Here is a 19,366-nt window from a genome sequence, read left to right as displayed (position 1 = left end):
GCACGAGAGTGCCGTTCGTGCGGTAGGTCCGCACAAAGGTGCCGTTCGTGCGGTGAGCTGCACGAGAGTGCCGTTCGTGCGGTAGGTCCGCACAAGAGTGCCGTTCGTGCGACGGTCGGATGGGTCATGCTGGCTCCGTGACGGAGAGCGGGGAACTCGAGGGCGGCGTGGTCGTACGCCGCGGGGTCGTCGTGCCCGCACGCGAGCTGCGGTGGAGGTTCTCCCGCTCCTCCGGGCCCGGCGGGCAGGGCGTGAACACCACCGACTCGCGCGTGGAGCTGTCGTTCGACGTCGGGGGCTCCCCCAGCCTGCCCGACGACCTGCGGGAACGGGCTGTGGACCGGCTCGGCGGGCGGCTGGTCGACGGCGTGTTGACGGTGGTCGCGAGCGAGCACCGCAGCCAGCTCCGCAACCGCGAGGCGGCCCGCGAACGGCTCACCCGGGCGCTGCGTGCCGCCACCGCGGCCGACCCGCCGGCGCGGCGCCCCACGCGACCGACGAAGGGCTCGCAGCGCCGCCGGGTGGACGCGAAGATCCGCCGCGGTGCCGTCAAGAGGCTGCGGTCCCGCCCCGAGGAGTGACCGCGGGGGCGGCGGGCCACGATCCGGGGACGACCACCGTGGACCGCGCATCCGCCCAGGCACGGTGCCGGTCGCCGTGGCACGATGACCATTCGCCGACCGGCCCCGCCGGTGCGGAGGACCCGCTCGACAACGCAGGAGGGACCGCGGTGGCCACCCCGACCAGCTCCAGCGGCACGGACGTTCCGCCCGTGCTGCCATCGATCCCGCTGTCGAAGGAGCCCGCACCCGGCTCCGGCGAGCAGTCGATCGGCGCCCTCGTCCGCGACGTCACCACGCACGTCTCGACGCTGATCCGCTCCGAGGTGGAGCTCGCCAAGGCCGAGGTGACGACCGAGGTCAAGAAGGGCGTGCAGGGCAGCGTCTTCTTCATCGTCGCGCTGGTCATCGCCCTGTTCAGCCTGTTCTTCTTCTTCTTCGCCATCGGCGAGCTGTTGTCGATCTGGCTGAACCGGGCCGCGGCGTTCGGCATCGTGTTCGGCATCATGCTCCTCGCCGCCGGCGTGGCGGCGCTGATCGGCTACCGGCGGGTGAAGAAGATCCGCAAGCCGGAGCGCACCATCTCCTCGCTCAAGGAGACGGCCGAGGTGCTGCAGAACCGGGGGAGGGCCCAGTCCGACGGTGCTCCCCAGCTGGGCGGCACCGCCCGCTGAGCCGCATGGGTCGGGGTGGCCCGCGGCCCGACCCGTCGTCCGTCCGGGTCCCCGGCCCCTGGCGTCACGGGTCGGTGTCCGCGAACGGGATCCGGCTGCACACCGTGGAGGCCGGCGACGGCCCGCTCGTCGTGCTCCTGCACGGCTTCCCGGAGTTCTGGTGGTCCTGGCGGCATCAGCTGGTCGCGCTGTCCGCCGGGGGCTTCCGCGCGATGGCGGTGGACCTGCGCGGCTACGGCGACTCGGACAAACCGCCCCGCGGCTACGACCTGTGGACCCTCGCCGGCGACGTCGCGGGCCTGATCCGGGCGTCGGGCGAGCCGAAGGCGCACGTCGTCGGGCACGACTGGGGCGGCCTGATCGCCTGGACGCTCACCGCGCTGCACCCGCGGCTGGTCCGCACGCTCACCGTGGTCGACGCCCCGCACCCGCTCGCGATCCGCTCCTCCACGGTGCGTGACCCCCGCGGCCAGCTTCGCGCGACCGCCGGCTACGCCCTCGGGTTCCAGCTCCCGCGGCATCCCGAGCGTTCCCTGCGCGCCGACGACGGCGCCCGGGTCGAGCGGATCATGCGGGCGTGGTCGGGCCCGGACTGGGTGCGGACCGCCGACTTCGCCGAGGCGGCCCGGCGCAACCGCGAGGCCATGCAGATCTCGACGGTGGCGCACTGCTGTCTGGAGTACTACCGCTGGGCGCTGCGCTCCCAGTTCCGGGCCGAGGGCCGCCGGTTCGCCGCCGCCGTGGCCCGGCCCGCGGAGGTGCCCGTCCTGCAGATCCACGGCGCGGACGACCGCTGCCTGCTCGAGCGGACGGCGCGGGCCTCGTCCCGCTGGGTCGTCGGACCGTTCGCCCACCACGTCCTGCCCGGGACGGGGCACTTCCCGCACGAGGAGCGTCCGGACGCGACGACCGGGGCGATACTGGGGCAGCTCAGAGGCTGAACGCCGCCACCGCGGTGTCGGGATAGTCGGTGAACACGCCGTCGACGCCCGCCGCGTGGAAGGCGCGGTACTCGGCGAACACGTCGCCGTGGTCCGCCTCGCGCCCCGCCCGCCGCATCCCGTCGGGCAGGAACGAGTTCTCGTTGCGGAACGTGAAGGCGTGCACGAGCAGGCCGGCCGCGTGGGCGTCGGCCACGAGGGTGGTCGGCCCGCGGTCGGGCGGGATCACCAGCTCCTTGGCGGGCCCGATGCCCGCGGCGTACTCGGCGATCGCGGCCAGCTCGCCGGGCCGGGTGAGGTCGGTGAAGGTGCGTGGGTCCCCGGCTGCGACGAGGTCGGCGGGGGCCCCCGCGTCGTCGAGCAGCTGGATGAGCCGCACCGGGACCTGCTCGTGCAGGGCCCGCAGGTTGGCGGTCTCGAAGGACTGCACGAACACCGGCGCGTCGGCGCGGTCGAGCCCGTGCGCACGTAGCGCCGCGACGAGCGCGGGCTCGCAGGGCAGCCCGCGCCCCGCGAAGTACGTGGGGTTCTTGGTCTCCGGGTAGACGCCGATCTCCCGGCCCAGCTCGGCGGAGAGCCGGGCGCGCAGCTCGAGGATCTCGTCGAGGGTCGGCACGGTGAACAGCCCGTCGTAGACGGTGTTCTCCTGGCGCAGGTGCGGCAACCGCTCGACCGCCCGCAGGGTGCGCAGCTCGGCCAGGGTGAAGTCGTCGGCGAACCAGCCCTCGACCGTGCGCCCGTCGATCTGGCGAACCGTGCGCCGGCCGGCGAACTCCGGGTGCGCCGCGACGTCCGTGGTGTCGCCGATCATCGGCTCGTGCCGCGCGACGAGCACGCCGTCGGCCGTGCTGACCAGGTCGGGTTCGAGGTAGTCGGCGCCCATCCGGGCGGCCAGCTCGTAGCCGGCGAGCGTGTGCTCGGGCCGGTAGCCGGAGGCGCCGCGGTGGGCGATGACGAGGGGGGCGTACGTCGCCGGGGCGGTGAGCAGCGCGGTGGGCACGGGGAGGTGTCCTTTCGCGGGGAAACGGCTCGTTGCCAGCCTGCGCGGAGGGGGAGTCGGGGACGCGTCCGCCGGGCGTCGATCCGGTGAACGCCGGGCGGGGGCTCGCGAGGCTACCCACGCGGACGGCCGGAACGCCCCGGACGGGTGAGGGGGGTCATGCGGCCGGGACGGCGCCTTGCCGGACACGACCTGGATCACGAAGCCCATCGACCAGGACTTTCCGAACACGGCCTAGGCTCGTGCCCCGTGCGCGTACTGGTCGTCGGGAGCGGAGCCCGAGAACACGCCCTCGTCCTCGCCCTGGCGCAGGACCCCCAGGTGACGGCGCTGGCCTGCGCCCCCGGCAACGCGGGCACCGCCGCGGTGGCCGAGCAGCACGGGCTGGACGTCCGCGACGGCGCCGCCGTCGTGGCGCTCGCCCGGGACTGGGCGGCCGGGCTGGTGGTGATCGGGCCCGAGGTGCCGCTCGTCGCCGGCGTGGCCGACACCGTCCGCGAGGCGGGCATCCCGGTCTTCGGCCCCGGTGCCGCGGCCGCCCGCATCGAGGGCTCCAAGCAGTTCGCCAAGGACGTCATGGCCGCCGCGGGCGTGCCGACGGCGACGTCGGTCGTCGTGGACACCCCCGCGAACCTCGACGCCGCGCTGGCCCGCTTCACCCCGCCCTACGTCGTCAAGGACGACGGGCTGGCCGCCGGCAAGGGTGTGGTGGTCAGCGAGGACCTGGACGTCGCGCGGGCACACGCCATGCACCTGCTCGACGAGGGCCACCCGGTGCTGCTCGAGGCCTACCTGGACGGCCCGGAGGCCTCCCTGTTCTGCCTGGTCGACGGCACGACGGTGGTGCCGCTGGTGCCCGCCCAGGACTTCAAGCGGGTCGGCGACGGCGACGCCGGGCCCAACACCGGCGGCATGGGTGCGTACGCGCCGCTGCCGTGGGCCGGCGAGGGCCTGGTGGACGAGCTGGTCGCGCGGGTGGTCCAGCCGGTCGCCGACGAGCTCGCGCGGCGTGGCACGCCCTTCAGCGGCCTGCTCTACGCCGGCCTCGCACTGACCTCGAACGGGCCGGCGGTCATCGAGTTCAACTGCCGCTTCGGCGACCCGGAGACCCAGGTCGTGCTGGCCCTGCTGCGCACCCCGCTCGCCGGGGTGCTGCACGCCGTCGCCACCGGCACGCTCGCCGACCATCCCGCACTCGAGTGGAGCGACGGCGCGGCCGTCACCGTCGTCGTGGCCGCCGAGGGGTACCCCGGCACGCCGCGGCTCGGCGACGTCGTCACCGGGGCCGAGGCCGAGGGCGTCCTGCACGCGGGCACCCGGCGGCGCGACGACGGTGCGGTGGTCTCGGCGGGTGGGCGCGTGCTGTCCGTGGTGGGCACCGGCCCGGACCTCGCCGCGGCCCGCGCCGACGTCTACCGGAGGGTCGAGGGCATCCACCTCCCCGGCTCGCACCATCGCACCGACATCGCCCTCCGCGCGGAGAAGGGCGAGATCTCGATCCCCGGCCGGTGATCTTCGCTTCACACCCCCGTGGTGCAGGTTTCCGAGGGGTTGCCCGCCCGTTGCCGACGGGCGTTCGTCGTCTCCCGGATCCGGCCCACCTGCCGGACGGCACCTGAGCTGCGGTTAGGCCGTTCGGATCCGTCGGCCGATCCGTTCAGCCCTGGTTGTCGGCAGGCAAACAGCGGGTAAAGCGGGCCGCCGCGGGTTGATCATCAGGGGCCGGGCGGACAGGGTTCCCCCGTCGCCGCGCCCGTCGTCGTGCGCGGCGGACCGAGAGAATCCGTCCCCCCGAAAGCGAGATCCCATGGGTTCGCACGCTCCCCGCACCACCCGCCCGACGCTCGCGAAGGTCGGCTTCGCCGCCGTCGCCGCCCCGGCCGCGATGCTCGCGGTCGCCGGGCCGGCCTCGGCGGCCGAGCTGGCGCCGGTCGGCGCCTACCTCGACGAGAACGTCACCTACGGCACCCCGCCGCTGGAGCCGGCCCTCGAGTACGTCGACGAGAGCGTCGCCGCCACCGACAAGCAGGTCTTCGACGTCGTCGGCGTGCTGACGGGCCAGTTCGAGAGCTGATCGGCGAGAGGGCCGGGCGGCGGACCGCCCCTGACCGCCGTCCGGCCCGGTCGTCCCGGCGCCCGGCGGGTCCCCCGACGACCCGCCCGGCGCCGGCCCGGGCTTCCCCACGCGTCCGGCCGCACGGTCCCCGGCCGGACGTGGGCACGAGTGGCGGTGCCGCCCCGCACCCCCCCGGGTCCGGGTTTCGTAGGCTCGCGGGCGTGACCTCCGTGAACCCCGGGATCGCCGGCCCCTCGGCGCGGTCCGGCATCGCTCCCTTCCACGTCATGGACGTCTGGGCGGCGGCCGGCGAGCGGCAGCGCACCCGCGGTGACCTGATCAACCTGTCCGCGGGCCAGCCCTCCACCCCCGCGCCCGCCCCCGTGCGGGTTGCCGCCGCGGCGGCGCTGGAGACCGAGGTGCTCGGTTACACCGTGGCCCTCGGCATCCCCGAGCTGCGCGCGGGCATCGCCGGCCACTACGGGCACGCCCACGGCCTCGTCGTGGAGCCCGACGACGTCGTCGTCACCACCGCGGGATCCGGCGGCTTCCTGCTCGCCTTCCTCGCCGCGTTCGACGCCGGGGACCGCGTCGCGATGGCCCGCCCCGGATACCCCTGCTACCGCAACATCCTCACCGCCCTGGGCTGCGAGGTCGTCGAACTGCCGTGCGGGCCGGCCACCCGGTTCCAGCCGACGGTCGAGATGCTGGAGGAGCTCGACGAGCCCGTGCAGGGCCTGATCGTGGCCAGCCCGGCGAACCCGACGGGCACGGTGCTGGACCCGGCGGAGCTGGCCGGGCTCGCGCGGCACTGCGAGGAGCGCGGGATCCGGTTCGTGAGCGACGAGATCTACCACGGCATCGGCTATCCGGGCTCGCCGGCGACGGCGTGTGCCTGGGAGACCTCGCGCGAGGCGATCGTGGTCAACTCCTTCTCGAAGTACTTCTCCATGACGGGCTGGCGGCTCGGCTGGCTCCTGGTGCCCGAGCGGTTGCGGCGGGCGGTGGACCGGCTGGCGGGCAACCTCACCGTCTGCCCGCCGGCGCTCCCGCAGCACGCGGCCGTCTCCGCGTTCACCCCGGAGTCCTACGCCGAGGCGGACTCGCACGTGCAGCGTTACGCGGTGAACCGGGACCTGCTGCTGCGCGGGCTGCCCGCGCTGGGGATCGAGCGGCTCGCGCCGGCCGACGGGGCGTTCTACGTCTACGCCGACGTCGGGCACCTCACCGACGACTCGATGCGGCTGACCTACGAGCTGCTGGACGAGACCGGGATCGCGGTCGCCCCGGGCGTCGACTTCGACCCGGTGGACGGCCACCGCTACGTGCGGCTGTCCTTCGCCGGTGCGACGGAACCGATCACCGAGGCGCTCGAGCGGTTGCAGCCGTTCGTGGCACGACGGAGGTGAGCGCGGGATGGCTGCGCCGCACGACCCCTACGCCGACGAACCCCGGATCGCGCGCTGGAACCGCCGGCTCGACTGGCCGCTGACGGGCCTCGCGGTCGCCTTCCTCGGCCTCTACGCCTGGGACGTGCTCGACACGACGAAGACCGCCACGACCGAGACGAGGATCGACATCGCGCTGACCGGGATCTGGGCGATCTTCGGCGCGGACTATCTCGTCCGGCTCGCGCTGGCCCGCCGGCGCGGTCGCTTCGTCCGGGCCCATCTGCTGGACCTGCTGGTCCTGCTGCTGCCGATGTTCCGGCAGCTGCGCGTGCTGCGGATCGTCACGGTGATCAGCGTGCTCAACCGGCAGCTGCGCGAGGACTTCCGGGGCCGGGTGACCGTCTACGTCGCGGGCACGGTGGTCCTGGTCGGGTTCGTGGCGTCGCTGGCGGTGCTCGACGCGGAGCGCGACGCACCCGACTCGTCCATCACGACCTTCGGCGGCGCGCTCTGGTGGACCCTGACCACGATCTCCACCGTCGGGTACGGCGACCGCTACCCGGTGACGGTCGAGGGCCGGATCGTGGCCTCCGCGCTCATGATCGCGGGGATCGCGCTGCTCGGTGTGGTGACCGCGTCCATCGCCAGCTGGTTCGTCGAGCACCTGCGGCAGTCCTCGGAGCGGACCGAGCAGGAGATCGACGCGAACGAGCGGAAGCTCGACCTGCTCCTCGGCGAGGTGCGGCGGCTCAACGCGCGCCTCGACGAGCTGGAACGCTCGTCGGACGAGGCTCCAGCGGACCGATCCGGTCGAGCGCGGCGCTGACGTCGGCGTCGCCGACCTCGGCGTGGGTCATCAACCGGACCTTGCCGGCCATGGCGCTGGCCCGGACCCCGGCCTCGGCGAAGCGGGTCAGCGTCCCGGCCAGGTCGGCGACCGTGACCAGGACGATGTTGGTCTCGGGCTCCTGCACCCGCCAGCCGCGCTCGCGCAGGCCGGCCGCGAGCGCGGTGGCCCGGGCGTGGTCCTCGGCCAGCCGGTCGATCCGGCCGAGCGCGACCAGCCCCGCGGCGGCCAGCACCCCGCCCTGCCGCACCCCGCCGCCGAGCATCTTGCGCAGCCGCCGGGCCTGTTCGACGAACTCGACGGAGCCGGCGACGACGGAGCCGACCGGTGCGCCCAGCCCCTTCGACAGGCAGACCTGCACGGTGTCGGACCCGACCGTCAGCGCGCCCGGCGGCACGCCGAGCTTCACCGCCGCGTGCCAGAGGCGCGCCCCGTCGAGATGGACCGCGAGACCGGCGGTCCTGGCCGCTCCGGCGACCCTGGCGTGTTCCTCGGGACGGGTGACCGTGCCGCCCGCGGCGTTGTGCGTGTTCTCCAGGCACAGCAGCCGGGTGCGTAGCGTGTAGTACGGCCCGGCGGTGCCCGCGGCCCGGCGCACCGCGCCGGCGGAGACCGCGCCGGGGCCGGCGTCGTGCTCGAGAGGCTGGGGCATGCCGCCGGCCAGCCACGCGGCCGTGCCCAGCTCGGCGTCGAGGACGTGCGCGCCCCGGGGCGCGAGGAACGAGTCGCCCCGCTGCAGGTGGGCCATCAGCGCGATGAGGTTGCCCATCGAGCCGCTGGGCGTCCACAGCGCGGCGGAGGCGCCGAGGAGCTCGGCGACCCGCTCCTCCAGCTCGCGCATCGTGGGATCGCCGTCGAGGACGTCGTCGCCCACCTCGGCGTCGGCCATCGCCGCGCGCATCTCGGGGGTGGGCCGGGTGACCGTGTCCGACCGGAGGTCGATCGGGGCGTCCGGGCCCGGTCTGTCCACCGTGGCCCGGGCCGAGGAGACGGCCGGGGTCACGGCTCTCGCCGCAGGGCGCCGGGGTCGCGTCGGGGTCCGCATCGAGCGGGGATTCTGTCACTTCCTGCCACGTAGGGTGCCGCCGGGTCACGGAAAGGTCACGACGCTGGGCCGGACGGGTGAGTTCCGGGCCCGGGTGCAACCGTGGTCACCGTGCGGACCGTCCGGGTGGTGACGGTCGGGAGGGAGGGCAGGGAGTGGACGACGCCGCCGAACGGGCCGCCGTGCAGGACCCGCCCGTGGCCGGCTCCGACCACGCGGACGTGCTCGCCGGCTCCCGACGGCTCGCCCGGCGCCGGAGGCTGGTCACGGGGGGTGTCGCCGCGGCGGTGATCGCGCTGGCCGGTGGGGGAGCGACCGGGGTCGTGCTCAGCCGTGACGGTGGCGCCCTGACGTTGGCGGCGGCCCCGGCCCATGAGGCGGCACCGGTGCCCGGCGCCCTGCAGGCCGTCCCGGCTCCCGACGGGGCGGCGCCGGAGCAGGCCGGCCGCGGCTCGGCCGCGGACGCGGCGGTGCCCCGGGCGGCGGCCGCACCGCCGGGAGACCCGCTCGGGCCGGCCGCGGGGGACTGCGTGAACCCGCAGGACCCGCAGCTGCGGGCGCTGGTCGACGAGGCGTTGCCCGCGCTGGCCGCCGCGCGGGAGGCGCCGACCACGATGATCTGCCGGCCGGCCGGCGGCCGCGAGGTGAACCTCGAGGTGACCGACGCCGCGCTCACCGGGTTGTTCACGGTCGTCTACACCCCGCGCGGCGAGCCGCCCGTCCAGACCGGGACCGCGGTCGGCTGGGCCACCGCGAAGGCGCCGACCGCCTCGGGCGGGACCGTGGTGGTGACCTCGCGCGGCGCCGCGGACTCCGGCGGTGTCCCCTTCGCCGACCGGGTCCCCGCGCTGGCCGAGGCGCTCGGCCCCCGGCTCTGAACCCGGACGCGCCCGGGCAGACTGGGGGCGTGACCACGGAGAAGGGCGAGCGCCGCAAGCACGCGCTCGCCGCGGCCGCGGGCGAGCTCCTGCGCGAGGGCGGGTTCGACGCCGTCCGGCACCGTGCGGTCGCCGAGCGGGCCGGGCTCCCGCTCGCCTCGACGACGTACTACTTCGGCTCGCTGGAGGAGCTGGTCACGGCGGCGGTCGAGCTCACCAGCCGGCAGGACCTCGCCGCGGGCCGCGCCGAGCTCGAGGCGGGCACCGAGGCCGACCCGCTCGAGCTGGTCCTCGACCAGCTGCTGGGGCGGGACTCGCGCAAGGGCGGGCTGGACGCCGTGCTGCTGCGCTACGAGCAGCTCGTCGGGGCCGGGCGCCGGCCCTATCTGGCGCCGTTGATGCGCACCCTGCGCGTGGAGCTCGACGGCCTGCTCACCGAGGCGCTGGCCCGCGGGGGACACCGGCTCGACCCGGGCGGACTGCGGCGGGTGGTCGAGGTCGTCGACGGGGCGGTGCTGTCCGCGCTGATCGAGGCCGACCCGGACCCGAGGGCCACCGCGCGGGCGGCGCTCCTGCGCGTTCTGTAGCCACGTACCCTGGTCAGACGTGATCCCCAACGTGCTGGCCGCGCGGTACGCGAGCCCCGAGCTGGTCGAGATCTGGTCGCCCGAGTACAAGATCGTGCTGGAGCGCCGGCTGTGGATCGCGGTGCTGAAGGCGCAGCGCGATCTGGGTGTCGACGTGCCGGAGCAGACGATCGCCGACTACGAGCGCGTGCTCGAGCAGGTCGACCTGGCCTCGATCGCCGAGCGCGAGCGCGTGACGCGCCACGACGTGAAGGCCCGCATCGAGGAGTTCAACGCCCTCGCCGGCCACGAGCACGTGCACAAGGGCCTGACCAGCCGCGACCTCACCGAGAACGTCGAGCAGCTGCAGATGCGGCTGTCGTTGGAGCTGGTCCGGGACCGGACGGTGGCGGTGCTGGCCCGGCTGGCGCGCCGGGCGTCGGAGTACGCCGAGCTGGTCATGGCCGGCCGCAGCCACAATGTCGCCGCGCAGGCCACCACGCTCGGCAAGCGCTTCGCCTCCGCCGCCGACGAGCTGCTCGTGGCGTACCGGCGCCTGGAGGAGTTGCGGGCGCGCTACCCGCTGCGCGGGATCAAGGGCCCGGTCGGCACCGCCCAGGACATGCTCGACCTGCTCGACGGCGACGCGGCCAAGCTCGCCGAGCTGGAGAGCCGGGTGGCCGGGCACCTCGGCTTCGCGGGCGTGTTCACCAGCGTCGGGCAGGTGTACCCGCGCTCGCTCGACCACGACGTCTGCTCGCTGCTCGTGCAACTGGGCGCGGCGCCGTCGTCGCTCGCCACCACGATCCGGCTGATGGCCGGCCAGGAGCTCGCGACCGAGGGTTTCAAGCCCGGCCAGGTCGGGTCGAGCGCGATGCCGCACAAGATGAACACCCGGTCCGCCGAGCGGATCAACGGGCTGATGGTCGTGCTGCGCGGCACCGCGTCGATGGCGGCCGAGCTGGCCGGCGCGCAGTGGAACGAGGGCGACGTGTTCTGCTCCGTCGTCCGCCGGGTCGCGCTGCCCGACGCCTTCTTCGCCCTCGACGGGCTGTACGAGACCACCCTGACCGTGCTCGACGAGTTCGGGGCCTACCCGGCCGTGATCGCCCGCGAGCTGGACCGGTACCTGCCCTTCCTGGCCACCACGAAGGTGCTGATGGCGGCGGTGCGGGCCGGGGTCGGCCGGGAGACCGCCCACGAGGTGATCAAGGAGCACGCGGTCGGCGTCGCGCTCGCCATGCGCGAGAAGGGCCAGCAGGACAACGACCTGGTCGAGCGCCTGCAGGCGGACGAGCGGCTCGGGCTCCCGGCCGGCCTGCTCGACGGGCTGCTCGCCGACCCGCTGTCCTTCACCGGCGCCGCGACCGCGCAGGTCGCCGCGGTCGTCACGCAGGTCGCGGAGATCACCGACGCGCTGCCCGAGGCCGCCGCCTACACGCCCGGGGCGATCCTGTGAAGCTGCTGCACTCGGGCAAGGTCCGGGACATCTACTCCGATCGGGGCGACATCGTCCTGGTCGCGTCGGACCGGCTCTCGGTGTTCGACGTCATCCTCCCGACGCCGGTGCCGGACAAGGGCAAGATCCTCACCTCGCTCTCCCTCTGGTGGTTCGACAAGGTCGCGGACCTGGTGCCGCACCACGTCCTGAGCTCCACGGACGTCCCCGAGGAGTTCGCGGGCCGCGCCGTGCGGTGCCGGCGGCTGGAGATGCTGCCCGTCGAGTGCGTGGCCCGCGGCTACCTCACCGGCGGTGGGCTCACGGAGTACCGCGAGACCGGGACCGTGTCCGGGATCGCGCTGCCGCCCGGGCTGGAGGACGGGTCGCGGTTCCCGGAGCCGATCTTCACGCCGTCGAGCAAGGCGCCGAAGGGGCAGCACGACGAGGCGATCACGTTCGCGGACGTCGAGCGGTTGGTGGGCGCCGAGACCGCGGCGCGGATCCGGGACCTCACGCTCGAGGTCTACCGGATGGGCGCGGCGATCACCGAGAAGAACGGGATCCTGCTCGCCGACACGAAGCTGGAGTTCGGCCGGGACCCGGCTACGGGCGAGATCGTGCTGGGCGACGAGGTGCTCACCCCGGACTCGTCGCGGTTCTGGCCGGCCGACCAGTGGGAGCCCGGCCGCCCGCAGTACAGCTTCGACAAGCAGTACGCGCGGGAGTGGGCCCTGTCCACGGGCTGGGACAAGACCGAGCCGGGTCCCGAGGTCCCGCCGGAGGTCGTCGCGGCGGTGCGGGCCCGCTACGCCGAGGTCTACGAGCGGATCACCGGCAGCGCCTGGGAGTAGCCCCGGCGAGGAGCCGCAGTATGGTTCCACAACGCGATCTCCGGACCGGTTTCTGGCGCAGTATGGTTCCATGACGCGATCTCGGACCGGTTTCTGGCGCAGTGTGGTTCCACAACGCTGCTCCGGACGCGGTGTGCGGGCGTCGGGCAAGCATCACGCGGTTCTCACAGCGGGGTCGTCGGGCGTTCACATCGGGCGCGTTCCCTTCGGGGCATGCCTGCCCGACTGGTCGTCTCGCTCTCCGGGCTCACCGACGCCCGGGGCGACGCCCTGCCCCGCGCCCGCGCGCTGGCCGCCGACCTCGACCGGCGCGGCGTCCCGCTGACCCACCTCGTGCAGCCCGCCTCGCCGGAGGGGCCGCCGTCGCCGCAGCTGCTGTCCTGGCTGCGCGACCGCACCCGCGGCGCCGACGTACTCGCCCTGCACGGGTACGACCACACCCCGGACCCGGCCCGCCGCGGCGGCGTCGGGCGCAAGGGCGAGTTCGCCGCCCTGCCCCGGCACGAGGCCGGGCTCCGGCTCACCGCCGCCCGCCGTGCGGTCACCGGGCTCGGCCTGGCCACCGCGCTGTTCGCCGCCCCGCGCTGGCTCGCCTCGCCCGGCACCGTCGAGGCCGTGCGTGCGCAGGGCTTCCGGATGTGCCTCGACGAGGCCGGCGTCCACCTGTTCGGCGACGGGGTGCTGCTGCGGGCCCGCCCCCTCGGCTTCCGGTTGGAGGCCGTGGTGTCCCGCGAGGACCGCACGCGGGCCGAGGCGTGGCGCTGCCGGGTCCTGCACGGCGAGGCGCTGCGGATCGCCCGGCGCTCCGGCCTGGTGCGGATCGGGGTGCGCGCCAAGGACCTCCACCGTCCCGACCGGATCCGCACGGTGCTGGGGACGGTCGACGCCGTCCTCGCCGCGGGCGCCTGGCCCACGACCTACGCGGCACTGTCCGCCACCGCCCCGGCCGCCCGCACCGCCTGAGGGACCGGGCCCGAGATGGACCGTGGCCACCTCGACCGGCGTGGTGAAGGCGGTGCCCACGACCATCGCCAGCCCGATCCGGTCCCCGGCAGGGTGTGCGCGATGACCGTGACCGGCATCAGGGCCTCCCGCTTGCGGTACTGCCGCACCACGAGGGTGACCAGCGCGGCGAGCCCGAGGACGAGCGGGACGAGGAAGCCGGGCGAGGTGAACGAGCCGCGGTTGAGCCAGGCCACGCCCGCGAACGGCAGCAGGGTGGCGGCCGCGGCGACCGCACCGAAGGCGTAGGTGGCGTTGGACAGCGCCCCGGCGAGCGGCAACCCGTAGCGGCTCGCGTCCAGGTCGGTCGCGAGGTCGTCGTCGAGCAGCGTGGTCGCGGTCGACAGCACGATGAACGGCGCCAGGGCGAGCAACGCCATGGCGACCGAGGCCGGGTACCTGCCGGCGAGCGGGGTTCCGGACAGCGGGGACGAGGCGGGAGAGCGGCGGGGTGCCATGTCGCGTCGCGGTACCCGGTCCGGGCCGCTCGATGACACCCGAGCCCGATCCGGGGCGAGCCGGGCGCCGTCAGTCGAGGCAGAACTCGTTCCCCTCCGGATCGGCCATCACGATGAAGCCGGCGCTCATCGGGGGAGCGGGCTCGCAGCGGCGCAGCCGGGCACCACCCAGCGCGACGAGCCGCTCGCACTCGGCCTCCAGCGCGGCCATCCGCTCCTTCCCCTGCAGCCCGGGAGCGGCGCGGACGTCGAGGTGGAGGCGGTTCTTGCCGACCTTCTCCTCCGGCACCTGCTGGAAGAACAGCCGAGGCCCCCGCCCGTCCGGGTCCTCGATCGCCGAGCGCGAGTTCCGCTGCTCCTCGGGCACGCCGATCCGCGCGAGGAAGTCGTCCCACGCGGCCAGCGGGTCGGCGCCGGCGGTCAGGTCCACGCCGGGCGGGCCGGGGTGGACGTAGCCCAGCACGTCGCGCCAGAAGGAGGACAGCGCCCGCGGGTCGCGGGCGTCGACGGTGATCTGGACGTGGCGGCTCATGGTGCTGCTCCAGTTCGTCGGGCCTCAGATCAGATCAGAGGGCGGTCGGCCGCTCCCGGTCGAGCACCGAGACGGTGGTCTCCGCGGGGGCGAGATCGGTGAGGAGGCCGTAGTGCGTGGCCGGGTTGGCCAGCACCGCCTCGTGGATCGGGACGGCGGTGCGGGGGCTCATCGCGCGCAGGTAGTCCACCGCGTCGCCGGCCTTCAGCCACGGCGCGCCCGTCGGCAGCAGCAGGGTGTCCACGGGGTCGTGGCCCTCGGGCAGCCGGACGTAGGCGTCGCCCGGGTGCAGCAGGGCGCCGTCGACCAGGTAGCCGTTGTTGCGGATGACGGGGATGTCCGCGTGGATCACCGCATGGTCGCCGTCGCCGACGACCTCGATCCACGCACCGGCGACCTGCAGCGCCGCGCCCGGGGCGGTGATCTCGTACTCGGGCCCGTCGAGCTGCCCGGCGGTGCCGTCGTCGACGATCAGCCGGGCGTCCGGGTTGGCCCGCAGCAGCGCGGTGAGCCGGTCGGTGTCGAGGTGGTCGAAGTGCTGATGGGTCACCAGGACCGCGTCGAGCCCGGTCAGCGACTCGAAGCCGGTGGCGAAGGCACCGGGGTCGAACAGCAGGCGGGCGGCGCCGGTGTCGACCAGCACGCAGGCGTGGCCGTAGTGCGTGAGCTGCATGCCCCCACCCTGCTCCGGGCCGTGCGGCGGGGCACACGCGGGCCCCGGGGTCCCGCACGTCGGATCCGGACGCCGCCTCCGCCACCCACCGCGGGAGGTCCCGCCGGACACCGGCAGCCGCATGTCACCAGCCTCACCCGGCGGGGGCGGCGGCGTCGTCCCTGTTCACCGTAGTCTTGAGGGGTGGCGAGAGTGGTCGTGGACGTGATGCCCAAGCCCGAGATCCTGGACGTGCAGGGCCAGGCGGTCTCGCGGGCCCTCACCCGGATCGGTGTGTCCGGGATCGAGGTGCGGCAGGGCAAGCACTTCGAGCTCGAGGTCGACGACTCGGTCGACGACGAGACCCTGCACCGCATCGCCGGCGACCTGCTGGCCAACCCGGTCATCGAGGACTGGACGGTGACCCGGGTATGAGCCGCATCGGCGTCATCACCTTCCCCGGCACGCTCGACGACGTCGACGCCTCGCGCGCGGTCCGCTACGCCGGCGCCGAGCCCGTCGCCCTCTGGCACGGCGACCACGACCTGCGCGGGGTCGACGCGGTCGTGGTGCCGGGCGGTTTCTCCTACGGCGACTACCTGCGCGCCGGGGCCATCGCGAGTCTCGCGCCGATCATGCGCGAGGTCGTCGAGGGCGCGGCCGAGGGCCTGCCCGTCCTCGGCATCTGCAACGGCTTCCAGATCCTGTGCGAGGCCGGTCTGCTGCCGGGCGCGCTGACCCGCAACGAGAAGCTGCACTTCGTCTGCCGGGACCAGCGGCTCCGCATCGACAACGCCGACACCGCCTGGACCGCCGGCTTCACCCCCGGCGAGGAGATCGTGGTGCCGGTGAAGAACGCCGAGGGCCGCTTCGTCGCGGCGCCGGACACGCTGGCGGCGCTGGAGGCCGAGGGTCGGGTGGTGTTCCGCTACGTCGGCGGCAACCCCAACGGCTCGGTCGCCGACATCGCGGGGGTCGCGTCGGAGAACGGCCGGGTCGTGGGTCTGATGCCGCATCCGGAGCACGCCATCGACCTGCTCACCGGGCCCTCGGAGCAGGGACTGGTTTTGTTCACCTCGGTCCTGGGCACGCTCGCGGGTGCTCCCGCAGCCTGAGGCCGCCCGCGTCCCATTAGGCTGGCGGTCCGCTCCACCGACCGAGAGGCCGTTCGTGACCCGACCCCTGCCCGGTGCGGCCAGCCACCGGGTTCTGCTGGTCGAGGACGACCCGGGCGACGTCTTCCTCGTGCAGGAACTGCTCGCCGAGGTCGACCCGTCCGTGCGGGTGACCGTCGCCGAGTCGGTACGCGCGGTGGTGGAGCGCAACCTGCTGCCGGCCGCGGACTGCGTGCTGCTGGACCTGAACCTGCCCGGGGTCAGCGGCCTCGACGGGTTGCGCGAGGTGCTGCAGGCGGACCCGTCGGCGGCGGTCTGCGTGCTCACCGGGCTCGACGACGAGCACCTCGGCATCGCCGCGGTCGGGGTCGGCGCCCAGGACTACCTGGTCAAGAACAAGGCCGACGGCGCGGTGCTGATCCGGGCGATCCGCTACGCCGTCGAGCGCCGGCGCGCCGAGGCCAGCATGGTCCGGCTGCGCGAGGAGCAGTTGGTGGCCGCCGAGTCGGTGCGTCTCGAGCGCGGCCTGCTGCCCTCCCTGCTGCTCGACGGCAGCACCGTGCACGGCCGGTCCTTCTACCGTTCCGGGCGGACCCGCGCGGTGATCGGCGGGGACTTCTTCGACGCCGTCCGCGGCCCGTCGGGCACGGTGCACGCCATCATCGGCGACGTCGCGGGCCACGGCCCGGACGAGGCCGCGCTCGGCGCCCTGCTGCGGGTGTCCTGGCGGGCGTTGGTGCTGGCCGGGGTGGACGAGCCGCAGGTCCTGCCGAAGCTGCAGGAGGTGCTGGTCAGCGAGCGGCACGAGCGCACCCTGTTCACCACCGTCTGCACTCTCACGATCGACCCGGCCCGCGACGGGGGCGCCCGCATGCTGCTCCGGACGGCGGGCCACCCGCCGCCCGTCTCGCTGCGGCCCGACCCGGTGTCGCTGCGGCCCCGGGTCGGCGTGCCGCTCGGGGTGCTGCGCGAGGCGAAGTGGGAGCCCGAGGTCCTCGAGCTGCCGCCCGGGTGGGCACTGCTGCTGTTCACCGACGGGCTCATCGAGGGTCGGGGCGCCCGCCCGGACGAGCTGCTCTGGCAGGAAGGTCTGATCGAGGTGCTCGGGAAGGAGCGGGACACGCCGATGACCCGGCTTCCGGGGAGGCTCGTCGAACACGTCGAGCGGATCAACGGTGGCCCGCTCGCGGACGACGTCGCCATGCTCCTGCTGTCCGATCTCGCGGACGAGGCGTGAGCACGCCCGCTCCGCCGCGCCGACGCGCGCGCACCCGGCTGCGCCTGGACCCCGCCGCCCTGGAGGAGGCCCGGCAGCGCTGGACGCTGCGCCGCTGGTTCAGCGTGGGCGCCACGGTCATCGCCCTGCTGTCGCTGCTCGCCGTCGCGCTCGGCACCTGGGCCGTGGTCCGGATCGCCGACGCCCGCAGCGTGCTCTTCGACCAGATCGGCCCGGGCATGACCGCGAGCCAGAACCTCCAGGCCGGGCTGCTCAACCAGGAGACCGGCGTGCGGGGCTTCACCGTCCTGCCCGACGCCGAGTTCCTGAGCCCCTACGTCGCGGGCCGGGCGGCCGAGGCGGACGCCGTCGCCTCGCTGCAGCCGCTGATCGCGGGACTGCCCGGCAGCGAGCTGGACACGGCGGTGCAGGCGGTCGAGCGGGCCGCGGACACCTGGCGGAGCGAGTACGCCGAGCCCGCGATCGCCGCGGCCCGGGCCGGCGCCCCCACCCCCGACGCGCGGCAGGGCCGCCTGCTGTTCGACCAGGTGCGCGGCGCCAGCATCGAGGTGATCGACCAGGTGCAGGCCGCACGGGCCACCGCCCGGCAGCAGCTGGACTCGGCCATCACCTTCCTGTCGGTCGTCGGTGTCGCGATCACCGCCGTGGCGGCGACGGCCCTGCTGCTGGCCGCGCTCGGGCTGCGCAAGGTCATCCTGATGCCGATCCGCCGGCTGGCCGAGCAGACCCGCCAGGTCGTCGAGGGCCAGGTCGGTACGCACGTGCTCGGCAGCGGCCCCCGCGAGCTCGTGGCCCTCGGCACGGACGTCGAGGCCATGCGCGCCCACATCCAGCGCGAGGTCGACGAGCTCCAGGAGGCCAACTCCCAGCTCGACGACCGCACCCGCGACCTCGAGCGGTCCAACCGCGACCTCGAGCAGTTCGCCTACGTCGCCAGCCACGACCTGCAGGAACCGCTGCGCAAGGTCTCGAGCTTCTGCCAGCTGCTGCAGCGGCGCTACGGCGGCAAGCTCGACGAGCGCGCCGACCAGTACATCGAGTTCGCGGTCGACGGTGCACAGCGCATGCAGCGGCTCATCAACGACCTGCTGACCTTCTCCCGGGTCGGCCGCACCACGACGGGCTTCGAGCCCGTCGACCTCGGCAAGGTCGCCCAGGCCGCCGCGGCGCAACTGGCGTCCGCCGCGGAGGAGGCCGGCGGCGAGGTCGTGATCCCCGAGGGCCTGCCGACCGTGCCCGGCGATCCCTCGCTCATCCAGCAGATGCTGATGAACCTGATCGGCAACGGGCTGAAGTTCCACCGCCCGGACGTGCCGCCGGTGGTCCGCATCGGCGCCGTGCTGCGTGGCGACGAGTGGGAGATCTCGGTGTCCGACAACGGCATCGGCATCGAGCCCGAGTTCGCCGACAAGATTTTCGTGATCTTCCAGCGGCTGCACGGCCGGGAGGTCTACGCCGGGACCGGGATCGGGCTGGCGCTGGCCAAGAAGATCGTCGAGTTCCACGGCGGCCGCATCTGGGTCGACCACGGCGAGCCCGACGAGCCCGGCACCACCTTCCGCCTGACCCTGCCCGTCTCCCCGGCCACCCCGCCCCCCGCCGACCCGGCACTCGCCGGCGCCGCACCGAGCAAGGAGTTCCCGTCGTGAGCGAAGCCCTCACCGATCCCGCCCGCGTCGTCAACGTCCTGCTCGTCGAGGACGACCCGGGCGACGTCCTGATGACCCGCGAGGCGTTCGAGGAGCACCTGCACAACCGGCTCGACGTCGTCACCGACGGGGCCGCCGCGCTGGCCTACCTGCGCAACGAGGAGCCGTACCGGGACAGCCCCCGGCCGGACCTGATCCTGCTCGACCTGAACCTCCCGCGTCGCGACGGTCGGGAGGTGCTCGCCGAGGTCAAGGCGGACGAGGCGCTGCGCTCCATCCCGGTCATCGTGCTCACCACCTCGCAGGCCGAGGAGGACGTGCTGCGCAGCTACCAGCTGCACGCCAACGCCTACGTGACCAAGCCGGTGGACTTCGACGGCTTCATCGAGGCCATCAAGCAGATCGACCACTTCTTCGTCAGCGTGGTCAAGCTGCCCGGCGCCTGAAGGAGGGCGGTCCTGCGTTCGTGGT

Annotated in this window: 22 protein-coding genes; 17 read left to right on the top strand and 5 right to left on the bottom strand. The window is 74.4% G+C overall.

Annotated elements, in window-relative coordinates; translation table 11 throughout:
• The first annotated feature begins 137 nt into the window (after positions 1–137).
• From arfB to ACL02T_RS21700, 3 genes are all read left to right on the top strand, one after another.
• Positions 138–581 (top strand): alternative ribosome rescue aminoacyl-tRNA hydrolase ArfB, encoded by a 444-nt coding sequence (gene arfB, locus ACL02T_RS21710; RefSeq protein ID WP_412832565.1) that lies wholly within the window; start codon positions 138–140, stop codon positions 579–581.
• Positions 582–730: 149 nt separating this feature from the next.
• Positions 731–1,234, top strand: a complete 504-nt coding sequence (locus ACL02T_RS21705) for a phage holin family protein (protein ID WP_412832564.1) — start codon at positions 731–733, stop codon at positions 1,232–1,234.
• A gap of 5 nt (positions 1,235–1,239) precedes the next feature.
• The gene (locus ACL02T_RS21700) at positions 1,240–2,175 is read left to right on the top strand and encodes an alpha/beta fold hydrolase (RefSeq protein WP_412832563.1); all 936 of its coding nucleotides are present in this window, start codon (positions 1,240–1,242) and stop codon (positions 2,173–2,175) included.
• Here the strand turns inward: ACL02T_RS21700 and ACL02T_RS21695 are convergent.
• The gene (locus tag ACL02T_RS21695) at positions 2,165–3,175 is read right to left on the bottom strand and encodes a glycerophosphodiester phosphodiesterase (protein WP_412832562.1); all 1,011 of its coding nucleotides are present in this window, start codon (positions 3,173–3,175) and stop codon (positions 2,165–2,167) included. The two genes, ACL02T_RS21700 and ACL02T_RS21695, sit on opposite strands and share 11 nt — an antisense overlap.
• A gap of 249 nt (positions 3,176–3,424) precedes the next feature.
• Between ACL02T_RS21695 and purD the strand changes: the two genes are divergently transcribed.
• The 4 genes from purD to ACL02T_RS21675 all read left to right on the top strand — a co-directional run bounded on the left by purD (position 3,425) and on the right by ACL02T_RS21675 (position 7,448).
• Entirely contained in the window at positions 3,425–4,687 is a 1,263-nt protein-coding gene (gene purD, locus ACL02T_RS21690; RefSeq protein ID WP_412832561.1) for a phosphoribosylamine--glycine ligase, read from the top strand.
• A gap of 295 nt (positions 4,688–4,982) precedes the next feature.
• A complete protein-coding gene (locus ACL02T_RS21685) occupies positions 4,983–5,249 on the top strand; it encodes a hypothetical protein (RefSeq protein ID WP_412832560.1) in 267 nt (88 codons plus the stop codon).
• Between the two features lie 269 nt (positions 5,250–5,518).
• Positions 5,519–6,640: a pyridoxal phosphate-dependent aminotransferase gene (locus tag ACL02T_RS21680; protein WP_412832670.1), complete on the top strand. Its 1,122-nt coding sequence runs from the start codon at positions 5,519–5,521 to the stop codon at positions 6,638–6,640.
• A gap of 7 nt (positions 6,641–6,647) precedes the next feature.
• Complete coding sequence (locus ACL02T_RS21675; protein ID WP_412832559.1) at positions 6,648–7,448, top strand: potassium channel family protein; 801 nt, start codon at positions 6,648–6,650, stop codon at positions 7,446–7,448.
• On the opposite strand, the gene ACL02T_RS21670 is transcribed toward ACL02T_RS21675, so the two are convergent.
• Complete coding sequence (locus ACL02T_RS21670; RefSeq protein WP_412832558.1) at positions 7,372–8,472, bottom strand: threonine aldolase family protein; 1,101 nt, start codon at positions 8,470–8,472, stop codon at positions 7,372–7,374. The genes ACL02T_RS21675 and ACL02T_RS21670 overlap by 77 nt on opposite strands.
• 197 nt (positions 8,473–8,669) lie before the next feature.
• Here ACL02T_RS21670 and ACL02T_RS21665 point away from each other — a divergent pair, with 197 nt between their 5' ends.
• The 5 genes from ACL02T_RS21665 to ACL02T_RS21645 all read left to right on the top strand — a co-directional run bounded on the left by ACL02T_RS21665 (position 8,670) and on the right by ACL02T_RS21645 (position 13,213).
• Entirely contained in the window at positions 8,670–9,392 is a 723-nt protein-coding gene (locus ACL02T_RS21665; protein WP_412832557.1) for a hypothetical protein, read from the top strand.
• A 29-nt stretch (positions 9,393–9,421) separates the two neighbouring features.
• Positions 9,422–9,979 carry a TetR/AcrR family transcriptional regulator gene (locus tag ACL02T_RS21660; protein ID WP_412832556.1) on the top strand — a complete coding sequence of 186 codons (558 nt, stop codon included), beginning with the start codon at positions 9,422–9,424 and terminating at the stop codon, positions 9,977–9,979.
• Between the two features lie 19 nt (positions 9,980–9,998).
• Complete coding sequence (purB, locus tag ACL02T_RS21655; RefSeq protein ID WP_412832555.1) at positions 9,999–11,417, top strand: adenylosuccinate lyase; 1,419 nt, start codon at positions 9,999–10,001, stop codon at positions 11,415–11,417.
• Positions 11,414–12,250, top strand: a complete 837-nt coding sequence (locus tag ACL02T_RS21650; protein WP_412832554.1) for a phosphoribosylaminoimidazolesuccinocarboxamide synthase — start codon at positions 11,414–11,416, stop codon at positions 12,248–12,250. The genes purB and ACL02T_RS21650 overlap by 4 nt, the downstream gene beginning before the upstream one ends.
• A gap of 213 nt (positions 12,251–12,463) precedes the next feature.
• Positions 12,464–13,213, top strand: coding sequence for a DUF2334 domain-containing protein (locus ACL02T_RS21645; RefSeq protein ID WP_412832553.1), 750 nt, complete (start codon positions 12,464–12,466; stop codon positions 13,211–13,213).
• On the opposite strand, the gene ACL02T_RS21640 is transcribed toward ACL02T_RS21645, so the two are convergent.
• From ACL02T_RS21640 to ACL02T_RS21630, 3 genes are all read right to left on the bottom strand, one after another.
• Positions 13,168–13,710 carry a hypothetical protein gene (locus ACL02T_RS21640; RefSeq protein ID WP_412832552.1) on the bottom strand — a complete coding sequence of 181 codons (543 nt, stop codon included), beginning with the start codon at positions 13,708–13,710 and terminating at the stop codon, positions 13,168–13,170. The two genes, ACL02T_RS21645 and ACL02T_RS21640, sit on opposite strands and share 46 nt — an antisense overlap.
• Before the next feature lie 70 nt (positions 13,711–13,780).
• Positions 13,781–14,242: a VOC family protein gene (locus tag ACL02T_RS21635; protein WP_412832551.1), complete on the bottom strand. Its 462-nt coding sequence runs from the start codon at positions 14,240–14,242 to the stop codon at positions 13,781–13,783.
• 34 nt (positions 14,243–14,276) lie between these two features.
• Complete coding sequence (locus ACL02T_RS21630) at positions 14,277–14,915, bottom strand: MBL fold metallo-hydrolase (protein ID WP_412832550.1); 639 nt, start codon at positions 14,913–14,915, stop codon at positions 14,277–14,279.
• Positions 14,916–15,098: 183 nt separating this feature from the next.
• Between ACL02T_RS21630 and purS the strand changes: the two genes are divergently transcribed.
• The 5 genes from purS to ACL02T_RS21605 are packed head-to-tail and all read left to right on the top strand — an operon-like array spanning position 15,099 to position 19,341.
• A complete protein-coding gene (gene purS, locus ACL02T_RS21625; RefSeq protein WP_037049488.1) occupies positions 15,099–15,329 on the top strand; it encodes a phosphoribosylformylglycinamidine synthase subunit PurS in 231 nt (76 codons plus the stop codon).
• On the top strand, positions 15,326–16,009 hold the full coding sequence (gene purQ / locus ACL02T_RS21620; protein ID WP_412832549.1) for a phosphoribosylformylglycinamidine synthase subunit PurQ: 684 nt from the start codon (positions 15,326–15,328) through the stop codon (positions 16,007–16,009). The genes purS and purQ overlap by 4 nt, the downstream gene beginning before the upstream one ends.
• A 55-nt stretch (positions 16,010–16,064) precedes the next feature.
• Complete coding sequence (locus ACL02T_RS21615) at positions 16,065–17,246, top strand: PP2C family protein-serine/threonine phosphatase (RefSeq protein ID WP_412832548.1); 1,182 nt, start codon at positions 16,065–16,067, stop codon at positions 17,244–17,246.
• The gene (locus ACL02T_RS21610; protein WP_412832547.1) at positions 17,243–18,895 is read left to right on the top strand and encodes a sensor histidine kinase; all 1,653 of its coding nucleotides are present in this window, start codon (positions 17,243–17,245) and stop codon (positions 18,893–18,895) included. Before ACL02T_RS21615 ends, ACL02T_RS21610 begins: the two co-directional genes overlap by 4 nt.
• Complete coding sequence (locus ACL02T_RS21605) at positions 18,892–19,341, top strand: response regulator (RefSeq protein WP_412832546.1); 450 nt, start codon at positions 18,892–18,894, stop codon at positions 19,339–19,341. Before ACL02T_RS21610 ends, ACL02T_RS21605 begins: the two co-directional genes overlap by 4 nt.
• Positions 19,342–19,366: the final 25 nt, after the last annotated feature.

It is taken from the genome of Pseudonocardia oceanicola, from assembly GCF_047200735.1.
GTDB lineage: Bacteria > Actinomycetota > Actinomycetes > Mycobacteriales > Pseudonocardiaceae > Pseudonocardia.
Note: the sequence above shows the minus strand (reverse complement) of the source record. Positions and strands in the feature narration are given on the sequence as shown.

Excerpts from the sequence above, each read along its gene's own strand:
- ACL02T_RS21700 (WP_412832563.1), top strand. The coding sequence starts at position 1,240 with ATGGGTCGGGGTGGCCCGCGGCCCGACCCGTCGTCCGTCCGGGTCCCC.
- ACL02T_RS21685 (WP_412832560.1), top strand. The coding sequence starts at position 4,983 with ATGGGTTCGCACGCTCCCCGCACCACCCGCCCGACGCTCGCGAAGGTC.
- ACL02T_RS21680 (WP_412832670.1), top strand. The coding sequence starts at position 5,519 with ATGGACGTCTGGGCGGCGGCCGGCGAGCGGCAGCGCACCCGCGGTGAC.
- ACL02T_RS21675 (WP_412832559.1), top strand. The coding sequence starts at position 6,648 with ATGGCTGCGCCGCACGACCCCTACGCCGACGAACCCCGGATCGCGCGC.
- ACL02T_RS21645 (WP_412832553.1), top strand. The coding sequence starts at position 12,464 with ATGCCTGCCCGACTGGTCGTCTCGCTCTCCGGGCTCACCGACGCCCGG.
- ACL02T_RS21640 (WP_412832552.1), bottom strand. The coding sequence starts at position 13,710 with ATGGCACCCCGCCGCTCTCCCGCCTCGTCCCCGCTGTCCGGAACCCCG.
- ACL02T_RS21635 (WP_412832551.1), bottom strand. The coding sequence starts at position 14,242 with ATGAGCCGCCACGTCCAGATCACCGTCGACGCCCGCGACCCGCGGGCG.
- ACL02T_RS21630 (WP_412832550.1), bottom strand. The coding sequence starts at position 14,915 with ATGCAGCTCACGCACTACGGCCACGCCTGCGTGCTGGTCGACACCGGC.
- purQ (WP_412832549.1), top strand. The coding sequence starts at position 15,326 with ATGAGCCGCATCGGCGTCATCACCTTCCCCGGCACGCTCGACGACGTC.